The 14,998-nt window shown below is 68.7% G+C and carries 13 protein-coding genes; 12 read left to right on the top strand and 1 reads right to left on the bottom strand.

Annotation, left to right across the window (positions count from 1 at the left end; translation table 11 throughout):
* Positions 1–17: 17 nt before the first annotated feature.
* The 8 genes from miaB to trmB all read left to right on the top strand — a co-directional run bounded on the left by miaB (position 18) and on the right by trmB (position 7,906).
* The gene (gene miaB, locus Q8K84_RS00900) at positions 18–1,391 is read left to right on the top strand and encodes a tRNA (N6-isopentenyl adenosine(37)-C2)-methylthiotransferase MiaB (protein WP_305279670.1); all 1,374 of its coding nucleotides are present in this window, start codon (positions 18–20) and stop codon (positions 1,389–1,391) included.
* Positions 1,388–2,341, top strand: coding sequence for a PhoH family protein (locus Q8K84_RS00895; RefSeq protein ID WP_305279668.1), 954 nt, complete (start codon positions 1,388–1,390; stop codon positions 2,339–2,341). The genes miaB and Q8K84_RS00895 overlap by 4 nt, the downstream gene beginning before the upstream one ends.
* Positions 2,338–2,823, top strand: coding sequence for an rRNA maturation RNase YbeY (gene ybeY, locus Q8K84_RS00890; RefSeq protein ID WP_305279666.1), 486 nt, complete (start codon positions 2,338–2,340; stop codon positions 2,821–2,823). Before Q8K84_RS00895 ends, ybeY begins: the two co-directional genes overlap by 4 nt.
* The gene (locus Q8K84_RS00885) at positions 2,816–3,730 is read left to right on the top strand and encodes a hemolysin family protein (RefSeq protein ID WP_305279664.1); all 915 of its coding nucleotides are present in this window, start codon (positions 2,816–2,818) and stop codon (positions 3,728–3,730) included. Before ybeY ends, Q8K84_RS00885 begins: the two co-directional genes overlap by 8 nt.
* Before the next feature lie 18 nt (positions 3,731–3,748).
* Positions 3,749–5,335 (top strand): apolipoprotein N-acyltransferase, encoded by a 1,587-nt coding sequence (lnt, locus tag Q8K84_RS00880; protein WP_305280023.1) that lies wholly within the window; start codon positions 3,749–3,751, stop codon positions 5,333–5,335.
* Positions 5,336–5,396: 61 nt separating this feature from the next.
* Complete coding sequence (locus tag Q8K84_RS00875) at positions 5,397–5,846, top strand: helix-turn-helix domain-containing protein (protein ID WP_305279661.1); 450 nt, start codon at positions 5,397–5,399, stop codon at positions 5,844–5,846.
* A gap of 99 nt (positions 5,847–5,945) precedes the next feature.
* The gene (gene metK, locus Q8K84_RS00870) at positions 5,946–7,166 is read left to right on the top strand and encodes a methionine adenosyltransferase (protein ID WP_305279658.1); all 1,221 of its coding nucleotides are present in this window, start codon (positions 5,946–5,948) and stop codon (positions 7,164–7,166) included.
* Positions 7,167–7,228: 62 nt separating this feature from the next.
* Complete coding sequence (gene trmB, locus Q8K84_RS00865) at positions 7,229–7,906, top strand: tRNA (guanosine(46)-N7)-methyltransferase TrmB (protein ID WP_305279656.1); 678 nt, start codon at positions 7,229–7,231, stop codon at positions 7,904–7,906.
* 66 nt (positions 7,907–7,972) lie between these two features.
* On the opposite strand, the gene ppa is transcribed toward trmB, so the two are convergent.
* The gene (gene ppa, locus Q8K84_RS00860) at positions 7,973–8,509 is read right to left on the bottom strand and encodes an inorganic diphosphatase (RefSeq protein ID WP_305279654.1); all 537 of its coding nucleotides are present in this window, start codon (positions 8,507–8,509) and stop codon (positions 7,973–7,975) included.
* A gap of 313 nt (positions 8,510–8,822) precedes the next feature.
* On the opposite strand from ppa, the gene rimP reads away from it, so the two are divergent.
* From rimP to infB, 4 genes are all read left to right on the top strand, one after another.
* Entirely contained in the window at positions 8,823–9,371 is a 549-nt protein-coding gene (gene rimP, locus Q8K84_RS00855; RefSeq protein ID WP_305279652.1) for a ribosome maturation factor RimP, read from the top strand.
* A 4-nt stretch (positions 9,372–9,375) separates the two neighbouring features.
* On the top strand, positions 9,376–11,154 hold the full coding sequence (gene nusA, locus Q8K84_RS00850) for a transcription termination factor NusA (RefSeq protein ID WP_305279650.1): 1,779 nt from the start codon (positions 9,376–9,378) through the stop codon (positions 11,152–11,154).
* 83 nt (positions 11,155–11,237) lie between these two features.
* Positions 11,238–11,849, top strand: a complete 612-nt coding sequence (locus Q8K84_RS00845; RefSeq protein WP_305280020.1) for an RNA-binding protein — start codon at positions 11,238–11,240, stop codon at positions 11,847–11,849.
* A gap of 93 nt (positions 11,850–11,942) precedes the next feature.
* Positions 11,943–14,960, top strand: a complete 3,018-nt coding sequence (gene infB / locus Q8K84_RS00840; RefSeq protein ID WP_305279648.1) for a translation initiation factor IF-2 — start codon at positions 11,943–11,945, stop codon at positions 14,958–14,960.
* Positions 14,961–14,998: the final 38 nt, after the last annotated feature.

The following is a 14,998-nucleotide window of genomic DNA, read 5'->3' as shown; positions in this document are numbered from 1 at the left end:
GACCCCATAAGGCCAGCATGTCCAGACCCGCGCCGGCAAAGCGCCTCTTCATCAAGACCTATGGCTGTCAGATGAATGTCTATGACAGCGAGCGCATGGCCGATGTGCTGGCGCCGCTGGGCTATGGCATGACCGACACGCCTGAGGACGCGGACCTGGTGGTGCTGAACACCTGCCATATCCGCGAAAAGGCCACCGAGAAGGTCTATTCGGAGCTTGGCCAGATCCGGCTGATGAAGCTGGCCCGCCAGGCTGAGGGGCAGGCCATGACCATCGCCGTGGCCGGCTGCGTCGCCCAGGCCGAGGGCGAGGAGATCATGCGCCGGCAGCCCGCCGTCGACCTGGTGGTCGGGCCCCAGGCCTATCACCAGCTCCCCGAGCTGATCGCCCGCACCCACCGGGCCCGGGGTGAGCGCCTGGCCGCCGACTTCGCCGCCGAGGACAAGTTCGACGCCCTGCCGACCGAGCGGAACCCCGCCGGCGTCACCGCCTTCCTCACCGTCCAGGAGGGTTGCGACAAGTTCTGCACCTTCTGCGTGGTGCCATATACCCGGGGCGCGGAGTGGTCGCGGCCTGCGCCCGCCATCCTGGCCGAGGCCGAAAGCCTGGCCCGCCAGGGGGTCCGCGAGGTCACCCTGCTGGGCCAGAACGTCAACGCCTATCGCGATCCGGACGCCGGCGGCGGTCTGGCCGCCCTGGCTCGGGCGCTGGCCAAGATCCCCGGCCTTGATCGGATCCGCTACACCACCAGCCACCCCCGGGACATGGACGACGACCTGATCGCCGCCCACGGGGAGCTTGAGGCCCTGATGCCCTTCCTGCACCTGCCGGTGCAATCGGGGTCGGACCGCATCCTCAAGGCCATGAACCGGGGCCATACGGTGGAGACCTATCTGAGGCTGATCGAAAAGATCCGCACAGCAAGGCCCGACATCGCCATCTCCTCGGACTACATCGTCGGCTTCCCCGGCGAGCGGGAGGCCGATTTCGAGGCGACGCTCGCCCTGGTGCGCGAGATGGGCCACGCCAGCGCGTTCTCGTTCAAATATTCCCGCCGCCCGGGCACGCCGGCCTCGGCTCTCCCGGGTCAAGTTCCCGAAGAGGTGATGTCCGAGCGCCTGGCCAGGCTGCAGGCCCTGCTGGACGAACAGCAGGTGGCCTTCAACGCCGCCCAGGTGGGACGCACCCTGCCGGTGCTGTTCGAGCGGGTCGGTCGCTATGAGGGTCAGTTGGTTGGCCGCAGCCCCTATCTGCAGGGGGTCCACGCCACAGCCGACAAGGCCCTGATCGGCCAGATCGCGCCTGTGCGCATCGAGGGCGCGAGCAAGAACAGCCTTTCGGGCGTTATGGCTGAGAAGCCGCAACCTGCGCCCGCCCTGGAGCCCCTTTGAGCCGCGCCCCGGAATTCATCGTCCTGACGGATGTCGCCGCCCGCGCCGTCAGTGGAACCAATAGCCGCCACGCCGCCCTGCTGGAGGACGCCTTCGGGGTCCTGGTGGAGACGCCGGGCGGCGGCGTGCAACTCAGCGGCGACGCCAAGTCCCGGGGCATGGCCAAGCGCGCCATCCAGTCCCTGGCCAGCCGCGCCGACCAGGGGCTGGATATCAACGAGGCCGACGTCCGCGTCGCCATCGGCCAGGCCCGCACCGGCTCGGGCGCAGCGCCCGGCGGCCTGCCCGTGGGACGCCGCGGCCAGGTAGCGCCGAAGACGCCCGCCCAGGCGCGCTATCTGAAGGCGCTCTCAGATCACCCCCTGGTCTTTGGCCTGGGTCCGGCCGGCACCGGCAAGACCTTTCTGGCGGTCGCCCATGGGGCGGGCCTGCTGCTGCGGGGCGAGGTTGACCGGCTGATCGTCAGCCGCCCGGCCGTCGAGGCCGGCGAGCGCCTGGGCTTCCTGCCCGGGGATCTGTCGGAGAAGGTCGATCCCTATATGGCGCCGGTCTGGGAGGCGCTCACTGACATCATGGGCGTGGACCAGTTCCGCCGCCGCCGGGAAAAGGGCGAGATCGAACTGGCCCCCATCGCCTTCATGCGCGGCCGCACCCTGTCCCAGGCCTTTGTCATCGTCGATGAGGCGCAGAACGCCACCCGCCTGCAGATGAAAATGGTCCTGACCCGCCTGGGGGAAGGAGCCCGCATGGCGGTGACCGGCGATCCCAGTCAGGTTGACCTGGCCAACGTCCGGGATTCTGGCCTGGCCCATGCGGTCAGCCTGCTCGACGGCGTCGAAGGCGTGGGGGTGGCGCGGTTCGCCGCCGAGGACGTGGTGCGTCACCCGCTGGTGGAGCGTATCGTGCGAGCCTATGAGGCGGACGCGGCCATGAACGGACGACCCGATTGATCGATATCGAGATCGAGGACGACGCCTGGGCCGAGGCCTTGCCCGACGCCGTCATCCTGGTGCGGGCCGCCGCCCTGGCCGCCCTGGACGGCGCACAGGCGCGGCCTAAGGACGCAGGCGCCGACTCTGGCCTGGTGGCGGTCATGTTGACCGATGACGAGGCGGTGGCCGATCTGAACGCCGAATATCGCCGCAAGGCGGGGCCGACCAATGTGCTGTCCTTCCCGGCGGCGCAGAATCCTGAGGGTTTTCTGGGCGACCTGGCCCTGGCCTATGGGGTTTGCGCCCGGGAAGCCGAGCAGCAGAACAAATCCCTGGCCGACCATTTGCAGCACCTGGTGGCGCACGGGGTCCTGCATCTTGTAGGCTATGACCATATGAACGAGGACGAGGCCGCCGACATGGAGGGCCTGGAGCGGCGAATTCTCGCCGGCCTGGGCGTTCCAGATCCCTATGCGGCCGAACAGGGAGACCATGACTAGCTCGGAAGATCGAAGTCCGCCCGAGCCCGAGCCCCCCCGACAGGGGACCGGGTTTCGGGCCATTCTGAAACGGTTCGGCCGCAATGGCTCGACCCCTGAACAGGCGGCCAGTCCCGCCGAACCTGAAAACCGCATGGTGCGGCAGGCCGTAGCCTTCCAGTCCCTGCGGGTCGACGATGTGATGACGCCCCGGGCCGACATCGTCGCCGTCGAACTGACCACCCCCTTTGGCGAGGTGGTCGACCGCTTCATCGACGCTGAGCACTCCCGGATGCCCATCTACCGGGAGACCCTGGATGATCCGGTGGGCGTGGTTCACGTCAAGGACGTCTTCCGCCTGCTCTCGGCCAACGGCGCCGGCCCCAAGGCCGAAGACGCCTTTCTGCACCGGGTCCGTCGTGACGCCCTCTATGTGCCGGCCTCCATGCGCGCCGCCGACCTGCTGCTGCAGATGCAGGCCGCCCGCACCCATATGGCTCTGGTCATTGATGAGTTCGGCGGCACGGACGGCCTCGTCACCCTGGAAGACCTGATCGAGGCCGTGGTCGGCGATATCGACGACGAACACGACGTGGCCCAGGCCAAGTCGATCATCTCCCGTCCCGGCGGGGTGTTCGAAGCCGACGCCCGGGCCCCCCTTGAGGAACTCGAGGCCGCCGTCGGCCAGGCCCTGGCGCCGCCGGACCTGGAAGAAGAGATCGACACGGTCGCCGGCCTCGTCACCGCCCTGGCCGGGCGGGTCCCGCAGCGGGGCGAGCTGATCGCCCATCCGGCGGGGTTCGAACTGCAGGTCATGGACGCCGACCCCCGGAGGGTGAAGCGGGTGCGTCTGCGACCAACGCCCACGACCCCGACCGCCTCGCCGACAGAGACCGCGACCGCGACCGCCTCGCCGGACGCCGGCTGACCGGCGTTGTCGCATCTGCTGACCCTATATCGGCGCCTGGAGAGCCATTCTGCGGGGCGGGCGCTCCTGGCCCTGCTCGCCGGCCTGGCGGTGGCCCTGGCCCATCCGCCGTTCGGCGTTCTCCCGGGTCTGCTGGGCTTCGCCATCCTGTTGCGGCTGGCCGATCAGGCGACCCCCGCCCGGCCGCTCGCCGCGGCCTTTTTCCGGGGCTGGCTGGCGGGGCTGGGCTATTTCGCCCTCAGTGTCTGGTGGGTGACCGAGGCCTTCCTGGTGGACGCCGCGGCCCACGGCTGGATGGCGCCCTTCGCCCTCGTCTTCCTGGCCGGCGGCCTGGCCCTCTTCTGGGGCGGCGGACTGTGGCTCTATCGTCTCGCCAGACCGCGGGGACCGGCGCGGTTGCTGGTGTTCGCCGGCGCCCTGGCCCTGGCCGAGTTCGTCCGGGGCCACATCTTCACCGGCTTTCCCTGGAACCTGCCCGGTGAAGCCTGGCGGGCCGGCGGGGCGCCGTCACAGGCCGCCGCCCTGGTCGGCGCCTATGGCCTGACCTGGATCACCCTGGCCCTGGCCGCCAGCCCGGGCGTCCTGCCGGGCCTGCCCCGCCGCCAGGCCATGGCCGTGGGCGCGGCGGCCGTCGCCGTCCTGGCCGGACTCTACGGGGGCGGCGCCTGGCGGCTGGCCACGGCCCCTGAGCCCCGGGACACCGCGCCCCTGATCCGCATCGTCCAGGCCGACGTCGACCAGAAGACCAAGTGGCGACCGGAGAATCTTGACCTCATCTTTGACGACTATGTCCGCCTGAGCGCCCTGCCTGCGCCACGGCGGCCAGATCTGGTGATCTGGCCCGAGGGCGCCCTTCCCGCCGTGATCGACGATCTGCTGGCGCCCGGTGAACCCTATCCCGTCGTCCTGGCGCAGACCTTCGCCCCGGGTCAGGTGCTCATGCTGGGCGCCAACCGGGTGGGCTTGGGCCAGGATGGCGCGCTGGACTATTTCAACACGCTGGTCGCCTTCCAGCGCATGGAGGCGTCGGGGCTGGAGGTGGTGGGCATCTATGACAAGCATCGTCTGGTCCCCTTTGGCGAGTACCTCCCCCTGGGCGAGACCATGACCCGCCTTGGCCTGCGCAGCCTCGTCAACATGCCCGCCGACTTCACCGCCGGGCCGCCGCCGCAGCCCCTGACCCTGCCGGGCCTGCCGCCGGTGCAGCCCCTGATCTGCTACGAGGCGCTGTTCCCCCGCTTCACCGGCCAGGGCGCAGCCCGCGGGGGCATCCGGGCCGAGTGGATCCTCAATATCTCCAACGACGCCTGGTTCGGCGCCACCAGCGGCCCTTGGCAACACCTGAACCTGTCCAGCTACCGCGCCATCGAGGAGGGCCTGCCCCTGGTGCGCTCGACCCCGACCGGGGTCTCCGGGGTGATCGATTCCCGCGGGCGGTTGCAGCCTGGGGCCTGGATGAGCCAGGGCCGGCGCGGCGTGATCGACGCGCCGCTGCCGCCGCCGGATGGGCCGACCCTGTTTTCCCGCCTGGGAAATCTGCCGTTCGCCATCATGCTGCTCGTTTCAGGGGCGATTGCGGTCACCTCATGGATTCGTCGGCGCTGATCTCGGCCCCCAAAGCCAAGGTGCTTTTGCGAGTAATGCGCCGTTCGTCTAAGGGATGGGGATGACAAAGGACCTCGATCAGGACCGCGCGCCCAATCCGGTGGACCGGCACGTAGGCCTGCGCATTCGCCTGCGCCGCAAGGAGCTTGGGGTCAGCCAGGAACGACTGGCCGAATCCATCGGCCTGACCTTTCAGCAGGTGCAGAAGTACGAGCGCGCCGCCAATCGGGTCAGCGCCTCCAAGCTCTGGGAAATGGCTCGGGCGCTGAAAACCTCCGTCGCCTATTTCTATGAAGGGCTCGGCGATCCGACGGCGGGGACCGGCGAAGACGACGAGGGGCGCGACACCGTCCATGACTTCCTGATGACCCCTGAGGGGATGGAGCTTGCAACCCTGTTTCCCCGGGTGCGCCGGGCGCCTGTACGCCGACGTCTGCTGGATCTGGTGCGGACCATGGCCGAGGAGGCCGAGTTGGAAGAGGCTGAGCAGGTCAGCCTCGAAGAAGTCTGACCGCGCCGCTTGCGGGATATAAGGATTTCTTTATAGGGTTGCCGGCAAGTTTCCGGCCCGCCGCGCGCGCGGCCGCCGTCGCCTGACCGGAGCCCCATTTTGAGCCGTTCCTCCTACATCTTCACCAGCGAAAGCGTCTCCGAAGGCCATCCCGACAAGGTCGCCGACCGGATTTCGGACACCGTCGTCGACGCCTTCATCGCCGCCGAGCCCCAGGCGCGCGTCGCCTGCGAGACCCTGGTGACCACCAATCGTATCGTTCTGGCCGGCGAGGTTCGCGCTGGACGACCGGGCGCGTCGAAGGCCGAGAACAAGGCCCTGACCAAGGAAATCGTCAAAAGCCTGGAGCCCAAGGTCCGGCAGGCGGTCAAGGACATCGGCTACGAACAGAAGGGCTTCCACTGGGAGAAGGCCAAGTTCGCCTGCTATCTGCACCCCCAGTCCGAGCACATCGCCCAGGGCGTCGACGCCAGCGACAAGAAGGACGAGGGGGCCGGCGACCAGGGCATCATGTTCGGCTATGCCTGCGACGAGACGCCTGAGCTGATGCCGGCGGCCCTGCAGTATTCCCACAACATCCTGCGTCGCCTGGCCGAGGTGCGGCACTCGGGGGAATGCGACGTCCTGGAGCCTGACGCCAAGAGCCAGGTCACCCTGCGCTACGAGGACGGCAAGCCCGTCGAAGTGCTGAAGATCGTCGTCTCCACCCAGCACAAGAAGAAGATCGGCGCCCATTCCGCCACGCCCAAGCGCGTGCAGGAGCTGATCAAGCCCTATGTGGAAGGCGTCATCCCGGAGGGCCTGATCACCCGCAAGACCCAGTGGCTGGTCAATCCCACCGGCAAGTTCGAGATCGGCGGCCCCGACGGCGACGCCGGCCTGACCGGCCGCAAGATCATCGTCGACACCTATGGCGGCGCAGCCCCCCACGGTGGCGGCGCCTTCTCGGGCAAGGACCCCACCAAGGTGGACCGCTCGGCGGCCTATGCCTGCCGCTACCTGGCCAAGAATGTGGTCGCCGCGGGCCTGGCGCGCCGCTGCACGATCCAGATCAGCTACGCCATCGGCGTGGCCCAGCCCCTGTCCTTCTATGTGGACCTGCATGGGGAGGAGGCGGTGGATCCGGCCAAGCTGGAGGCCATCCTGCCCGAACTGATCGGCGGCGCCACGCCCCGGGCCATCCGCGAGCACCTGGGCCTCAACCGGCCGATCTATGCCCGCACCTCGGCCTATGGCCACTTTGGCCGCGCGCCGGACGCGGACGGCGGCTTCTCCTGGGAGAAGACCGACCTGATCGACCAGCTGAAAAGCCTGGCCTGAACCTCAGGACCGGCGCGCCGCCCCACGACAGGGGCTGTGCGCCGGTCTAGAGCTTCCCCGACATGACGTCAGACACTCATCCCCCGATGCGCTCCTTCGGGCGCATCAAGTCGCGCCCGATCAAGCCGCGGCAGGCCGCCCTGATGGACAGCCTGCTGCCCCAGATTCGCTGTCCGCAGGCGTCGTTTGAGCCCCTGACGCTGCAGCCGGACGCCGCGCAGGTCTGGATGGAGATCGGTTTTGGCGGCGGCGAGCACATGGCCGCCCAGGCCGCTCGCGCGCCCGAGACCCTGATCCTCGGCGCCGAGCCCTTTCAGAACGGGGTGGCCAGCGCCCTGCGACACATCGACGAGCAGGGTCTGGCCAATCTCCGGCTGCACGATGGCGATGTCCGAGATCTGATGGGGCGGATGCCGGACGCCTGCCTGGATCGGGTCTTCATCCTGTTTCCCGACCCCTGGCCCAAGGCCCGGCACAACAAGCGCCGCCTGGTGCAGGCCGAGCTGATCGAGGACCTGGCCCGGCTGATGAAGACCGGCGGGCGCCTGCGCTTCGCCACCGATTGGGCCGATTACGCCGACTGGACCCTGGAGCGGTTCCTGGCCAGCCCGCACTTTTCCTGGACCGCCGAGGGTGCGGATGACTGGCGGGTCCCGCCGGCCGACCACATCACCACCCGCTATGAGGAAAAGCGGCTGGGCGACTGCGCCCCAGTCTTTCTGGATTTTGTCCGAGCCTGAACATCACGCACGAAAAAGGGGCGGCCAGCGCACCGACCGCCCCGAAAATCGACCGACCGTCGACCGCTACGTCTTGGTGTTCTGCGCCCGCTCGATGCCGGCGCGGATCAGGGCGGCGGTTTCGTCAGGATCGGCCCAGCGGACGATGTCGACGCTCTTGCCCTTCTCCAGATCCTTATAGTGCTTGAAGAAGTGGGCGATCTGCTCGGTGAGGATGGTGGGCAGGCCGCGCCAGGATTCGACGCCGGTATAGAAGGGGTGCAGCTGGTCCACCGGCACGGCCAGAACCTTCTCGTCGGCGCCGGCCTCATCGGTCATCATCAGGGTGCCTACCGGGCGGCAACGGATGATCGCGCCGGGGACCACCGGGGTCGGGCCCACCACCATCACGTCCATCGGATCGCCGTCTTCCGACAGGGTGTGGGGGATGAAGCCGTAATTGCCCGGATAGAACATGGCCGTGTGCAGGAACCGGTCGACCATCAGCGCGCCGGACTCCTTGTCGAGTTCGTACTTCACCGGCTCACCACCCTGCGGGATCTCGATGATGGCGTTGACGTCGTAGGGCGGGTTCACGCCGATGGCGATCTTGGAAAGGTCCATGTTCGAAATGACTCTTTGATCTGTCTCGGGGAGGAGAGCCTGCTCCATAGGGCCAAAACCCCGCGGGGGGAACGGGTTTGGCGCCCGCGGCGTGCGTCAGCGGGCGATTGCGACAGGGTTTGGAACCGGCCGGCGCGCCGCTGCGTCCGGTCGGCGGCGGGTTCCTCAGGCAAGCCCCCTCCACTGGAAGGATGACAAGCCGATCTCGGGAGCCTATATTTATCCCAACATCGTCCGATAGCGCTGGATAGCGCTTTCGAGCGGCGGGCTCCGGCCCAGCCGCTTTTTTCTTTGCCTGAGGACGGCTGGAGTGATGCGCGGCAAGACCGCAGAGGACCTGAGACTGCTGGAGCTGCTCGACCCTGTGGCCGAGGCGGGCGGCTATGAGATCGTGCGCCTGCGCCTGATGGGCGGCTCTGAGCAGCGGCGACTGCAGATCATGGCTGAGACCCCCGAGGGGATTATGAACGTCGAGGACTGCGCGGCGCTGTCGCGCTCGGTCTCGGAGATCATGGACGCCGCCGATCCGATCACGGGCGAATATGTTCTGGAAGTCTCCTCCCCGGGCATTGACCGGCCTCTGACCCGTCTGAAGGACTTCGACACCTATGAAGGCTACGAGGCCCGGCTGGAGCTGGACCGGATGGCTGAAGGCCGCAAGCGCTTCCGCGGCGTGCTGGCCGGAACCGATGAGGGCCAGGTCTGCCTGGACCTGGAGGGCGAGGACGAGACCGTGCTCGTACCCTTCGACTGGATAGCTGAGGCCAAGCTTGTCCTCAGCGACGAACTGATGAAACGCGGAGCCGAACAGCGCGCCCAGCGCCTGGCCTCCGACGACCCTGCATCCCACCAAGAGGATTGAACCCATGAGCCTGACCGGCATCTCCGCCAACCGGCTGGAGCTTCTGCAGATCGCCGAGGCGGTGGCCCGCGAGAAATCGATCGACAAGGAAATCGTCATCGAGGCGATCGAAGAGGCGATCCAGAAGGGCGCGCGCTCCCGCTACGGCGCCGAGCACGACATCCGGGTGAATATCGACCCCAAGACCGGTGAGACCATCATCAAGCGCGTGGTCACCGTGGTGGCCGACGACGCCGCCTGGGATGAGGAAGCCGGCGAAGAGGCGCCTCCCGGCGTGATGCGCCTGGCCGAAGCCCTGCGCGCCGACCCCAAGGCGCATGTGGGCCAGGTCTTCGAGGAGATCCTGCCGCCCTTCGAGTTCGGCCGCGTCCAGACCCAGATGGCCCGCCAGGTGGTCACCGGAAAGGTCCGCGAGGCCGAGCGCGAGCGCCAGTATGAAGAGTTCAAGGACCGGGTCGGCGAGATCATCAGCGGCGCGGTCAAGCGGGTCGAGTACGGCAATGTGGTCGTCGATCTGGGCCGTGGCGAAGGCATCATGCGCCGGGACCAGTCGATCCCCCGGGAAAACTTCAACATCGGCGACCGGGTCCGCTGCTACATCTATGACGTCCGCCGCGAGGCCAAGGGTCCGCAGATTCTGCTTTCCCGCGCCCATGGCGGCTTCATGGCCAAGCTGTTCGCCCAGGAAGTGCCTGAGGTCTATGACGGCGTGATCGAGATCCGCGCCGTGGCCCGCGATCCGGGCAGCCGCGCCAAGATGGCCGTGGTCTCCAATGACAGCTCCATCGATCCCGTCGGCGCCTGCGTCGGCATGCGCGGCAGCCGGGTCCAGGCGGTGGTCGCCGAGCTGCAGGGCGAGAAGATCGACATCATCCAGTGGAGCCCGGACGAGCCCACCTTCATCGTCAACGCCCTGGCCCCGGCCGAGGTGTCCAAGGTGGTGCTGGACGAGGAGGACGAGCGCGTCGAGGTCGTGGTGCCTGACGAGCAACTCTCCCTGGCCATCGGCCGCCGCGGCCAGAATGTCCGCCTGGCCAGCCAGCTGACCGGCTGGCAAATCGATATCATGACCGAAAGCCAGGAGAGCGAGCGCCGCCAGCGCGAGTTCGCCGAGCGCACTGCGCTGTTCCAGGAAGCCCTGGACGTGGACGAGGTCATCGCCCAGCTGCTGGTCACCGAGGGCTTCGCCACCGTCGAGGACGTGGCCTATGTGGAGACCGCCGAGGTCGCCTCCATCGAGGGCTTCGACGAGGACACCGCCGAGGAGATCCAGGCCCGCGCCCGGGACTTCCTGGACCGGGAAGCGGCCGAATACGACGCCAAGCGCAAGGCGCTGGGGGTCGAGGACGGCCTGCTGGAAATCGCCGGCGTCACCCTGCCCATGGCCGTCGCCCTGGGCGAGGGCGAGGTCAAGACCGTCGAGGATCTGGCCGACCTGACCCCGGACGACCTGCGGGGCTGGTACGAAAGCCGCAATGGCGAGCGGGTCCGCGAAGCCGGCATCCTGGAGAGCTTTGGCCTGGAGCCCGCCGACGCCGAGGGCCTGATCGTCCGGGCCCGGGTGGCCATGGGCTGGATCGAAGCGCCGCCCGAGCCCGAGCCCGATCCCGATGAGCTGGCGCCTGAGCTGACCGAGGAAGAGATGGTGTTTGGTCGCGCGGGCGCCTCCAGCCCCGCGATCGCCGAGACCGAAGCTGAGACCGAAGCCGAAGTCGAGACCGAGACCGAAGCTGCGGCCGACGCCGAGGTTGAGGCCCCGGCCGAGGATTCGGCGGAGAACTAGACCCCGTGTCCGAGCCCGATCCGAACGTACAAGACCCGGAGCCTCAGGATTCCGCCGTCTCGTCCCGGGTCGGGCCGGCCACCCTGGCGCAGGCGGCCCGCGCCCGCCGTGATGTCGTCTCCGGGGAGACCCGCGAGGAAGCCCAGTTGATCCGTTTCGTCATCGCGCCCGACGGGGCGGTGACGCCTGACCTGGGGCGCAAGCTGCCGGGCCGCGGTGTCTGGGTGGCGGCCGACCGCACCTCAGTGGAGACCGCCGCGCGCAAGAATCTGTTCGCCCGCTCGGCCAAGACCCAGGCCAAGGCCCCGGCCGAATTGGCCGATCAGGTCGAAGCGCTTCTGCAGCGGCGGGTTCTGGACGGGCTGGGGCTTGCGCGGCGCAGCGGGTCGCTTATCTCAGGGTTCGAGAAGGTTTCGGCCGCCCTGTCTTCGGGACAGGCCGCCTGGCTGATCGAGGCCGCCGACGGCGCCGCGGACGGCCGCCGTAAGATTTTCGCCGCCCTGCGGCGCGCTCCACGCCCCGTAGGCCAGCTTGGCCTGTTCACCTCGGCGGAATTGGGTTTGGCCTTGGGCCTGGAGAATGTGATACACACCGCCTTCCTTGCGGGGCGTACTGCCGATCGCTGGGCGCTGGAAGTTCGGCGCCTGGCAGGGTTTCGCCCGCTCCTTCCAGAGAGTTGGCGCGAGGAGCCGTGACGAGGCGGGCGGAACTTTACGGTTCCGCGCGTCATATCTGTTTGGACGATTAGAAGACGGCCGGCTCATCCGGCCGGCAAGTAAAGCGAGCGCATGAGCGACGACAAAGACAACGGCCGAGCCCCTGGCGGACGCCCGCCTCTGACCCTTAAGCCCCGCGGTGCGGGCTCGGTCAGCGCAGGGACGGTGAAGCAGAGCTTCAGCCATGGCCGCTCCAAGACAGTGGTCGTGGAGACCAAGCGTGCGCGCACTCATGTGCCGGCGCCGAGCAACCTTGCCGGACCGTCCTCTTCCGAGCGGCGCGGTTCAGACTCTCGCCCGCAATCCCGCGCCTCAAGCGACACTTCAGGCCTTTCGGCCGAAGAGGTCCGCGCCCGCCAGGCGGCCATTGATCGGGCCCGCGAGCAGGCCCTGTTGAACGCCGCGACCAAGGCCCGTGACGAGCGCGAGCGCGCCGAGCAGGATGCCGCAGCCAAGGCGGCGGAAGCCGCCCAGGCCAAGGCCGCTCAGGTCGCCAGCGAGCAGGCCGCCAGTGAACAGGCCGCCAGCGCCCCGGCCAAGGCCCAGGAGGCCCCGGCCGCTGAAGCGCCTGCGCCTCAGGCCCCAGCCCCTGCGCCCGTCGCCAAGGCCGAACCCGCCCCCCCGGCGGCAGTTGCAGCCCCGACCGCCGAGGCGCGCCCACGGCCCACAGCCCAGGCGCCCCGCGCCGATGCGGCCAGCCGCACCCCGCCCACCGGTGGCGGCCAGACCCGGTCCTATACCCCCTCGCCCGAGCGACGGGATGACCGGGCCAGCACCACCACCTATCGCCCGCCGCGGCCGCGTTTTGACGCCACCAGCTTCAATCAGCGCGCGCCCCGTCCGGATCGGGAAGGCGCCCGCACTGAGGCTCCGCCCGCCGCTGACGCCCCGCGTGAAGACCGTTCGACCCCCCGGGGTGAGCGTCCGGCCCCGTCCGGCGGCGACACAGTCCGTTATTCGGCCCTGACGCCGCGGCCTGCGCCGCCGCGGGATGGCGCCCGAGGCGCCGGTCGTCCGGTCGCCCCCGGCGCGCCCCCGGCCACCCCTGAGGTCCAGCGCGCCGCCCGCCAGGCGCCGCGTCCCGGCGCGACCAATCCCGACCGTCGCCCGGAAGAAGAAGACGATCGCCGCGGCAAGCCCCCGGCGCCCGGCAAGGCTATCAGCCGCGGCAAGGGCGCGCCCCAGCGTCGCGAAGGCCGCCTGACCATCCAGGCCCTGGCGGCCGGGGATGAGGGCGCCGTTGAGCGCATGCGGTCGCTGGCCTCGGTTCGCCGGGCCCGTGAGCGTGAGCGTGAGAAGCGCAAAGGCGGCGGCCAGGAAGCGGCCCGCGTGGCCCGCGAGGTCGTCATCCCCGACGTGATCACGGTCGGCGATCTCGCCAACCGCATGACCACCCGCGGGGTCGAGGTCATCAAGTTCCTGATGCGTCAGGGCGTGATGATGAAGATCAACGACGTCATCGACTCTGACACCGCCGAACTGGTGGCCACCGAGTTTGGCCACACCGTCAAGCGCGTGTCGGAATCCGACGTTGAAACCGGCTTCCTGTCGACCGAGACCGACGAGGCCGACGCGCCCCTGCGCTCGCCGGTCGTGGCGGTCATGGGCCACGTCGACCACGGCAAGACCTCTCTGCTGGACGCCCTGCGTTCAGCCGACGTCGCCTCGGGCGAGCATGGCGGCATCACCCAGCATATCGGCGCCTATCAGGTGCGGCTGGAGGATGGACAACGCGTCACCTTCCTGGACACCCCCGGTCACGCGGCCTTCTCGGCCATGCGCGCTCGTGGAGCCAATGTCACCGACATCGTCATCCTGGTGGTGGCCGCCGACGACGGGGTCATGCCCCAGACGATTGAGGCCATCCAGCACGCCAAGGCGTCAGGCGCCCCGATCATCGTGGCCATCAACAAGATCGACAAACCCGACGCCAACCCCACCCGGGTGATCAACGAGCTGCTGCAGCACGAGATCGTCGTCGAGCGCCTGGGCGGCGAAACCCAGGTGGTTGAGGTCTCGGCGCTCGAAAAGCTCGGTCTGGACGATCTGCTCGAGGCCATCCTGGTGCAGTCGGAGGTCATGGACCTCCGCGCCGACCCCGATCGCACCGCTGAAGGCGTGGTCATTGAGGCCAAGCTCGACCGTGGTCGCGGCGCGGTCTCCACTGTCCTGGTCAAGCGCGGCAGCCTCAAGCGCGGCGACATCGTCGTGGCCGGCGCCAACTGGGGCCGGGTTCGCGCCCTGTTCAATGAGCGCGACGAACAGCTGGACGCCGCGGGTCCCTCCACACCGGTCGAGGTCCTTGGCCTGGACGGCACCCCTGATCCCGGTGAACCCCTGGCCGTGGTGGAGAATGAAGCCCGGGCGCGGGAGATCACCGAGTACCGCCAGCGGATGAAGCGCGAAAAGTCCGGGTCTCCGGTCGCCGGCGCCTCGCTGGCCGACATGATGGCCAAACTCGCCGACAAGCGCGTCTCCGAGCTGCCGGTCATCGTGAAGGCCGACGTGCAAGGTTCGGCCGAGGCTATCGTCGGGTCTCTGGACAAGATCTCCACCGACGAGGTGCGTGCGCGCATCATCCTGTCCGGCGCCGGGGCGATCAGCGAAAGCGACGTCATGCTGGCCAAGGGGGCGGGTTCGCCCATCCTCGGCTTCAATGTGCGCGCCTCTAAGCAGGCCCGCGATCTCGCCGAGCGCGAGGGCGTGGAGATCCGCTACTATTCGATCATCTACGACCTGATCGACGACATCAAAGGCGTGCTCTCGGGCATGCTGGCCCCGATCCAGCGGGAAACCTTCCTGGGCAATGCCGAGGTCCTTCAGGCCTTCGACATCACCAAGGTGGGCCGCGTCGCCGGCTGCCGCGTCACCGAAGGGGTGGTCCGCAAGGGCGCCCGGGTGCGGATCATCCGCGCCGATGTGGTGGTGCTGGAGCTGGGCGTCCTGCAGACGCTCAAGCGCTTCAAGGACGAGGTCAACGAGGTCCCCAACGGCCAGGAATGCGGCATGGCGTTCCAGGGCTTCCAGGACATCAAGGTCGGCGACACCATCGAGTGCTTCAACCTCGAAGAGGTCAAACGCTACCTGTAAGGTCTCGCCCTTACGGCAGACATGAATGGGCCGGCGGC

Source organism: Phenylobacterium sp. (assembly GCF_030679875.1).
GTDB lineage: Bacteria > Pseudomonadota > Alphaproteobacteria > Caulobacterales > Caulobacteraceae > Phenylobacterium.
The sequence above is the reverse complement of the archived record's forward strand: the minus strand, read 5'-3'. Positions and strand labels throughout refer to the sequence as shown.

Excerpts from the sequence above, each read along its gene's own strand:
- miaB (WP_305279670.1), top strand. The coding sequence starts at position 18 with ATGTCCAGACCCGCGCCGGCAAAGCGCCTCTTCATCAAGACCTATGGC.
- Q8K84_RS00885 (WP_305279664.1), top strand. The coding sequence starts at position 2,816 with ATGACTAGCTCGGAAGATCGAAGTCCGCCCGAGCCCGAGCCCCCCCGA.
- Q8K84_RS00875 (WP_305279661.1), top strand. The coding sequence starts at position 5,397 with ATGACAAAGGACCTCGATCAGGACCGCGCGCCCAATCCGGTGGACCGG.
- trmB (WP_305279656.1), top strand. The coding sequence starts at position 7,229 with ATGACGTCAGACACTCATCCCCCGATGCGCTCCTTCGGGCGCATCAAG.
- ppa (WP_305279654.1), bottom strand. The coding sequence starts at position 8,509 with ATGGACCTTTCCAAGATCGCCATCGGCGTGAACCCGCCCTACGACGTC.
- rimP (WP_305279652.1), top strand. The coding sequence starts at position 8,823 with ATGCGCGGCAAGACCGCAGAGGACCTGAGACTGCTGGAGCTGCTCGAC.
- nusA (WP_305279650.1), top strand. The coding sequence starts at position 9,376 with ATGAGCCTGACCGGCATCTCCGCCAACCGGCTGGAGCTTCTGCAGATC.
- infB (WP_305279648.1), top strand. The coding sequence starts at position 11,943 with ATGAGCGACGACAAAGACAACGGCCGAGCCCCTGGCGGACGCCCGCCT.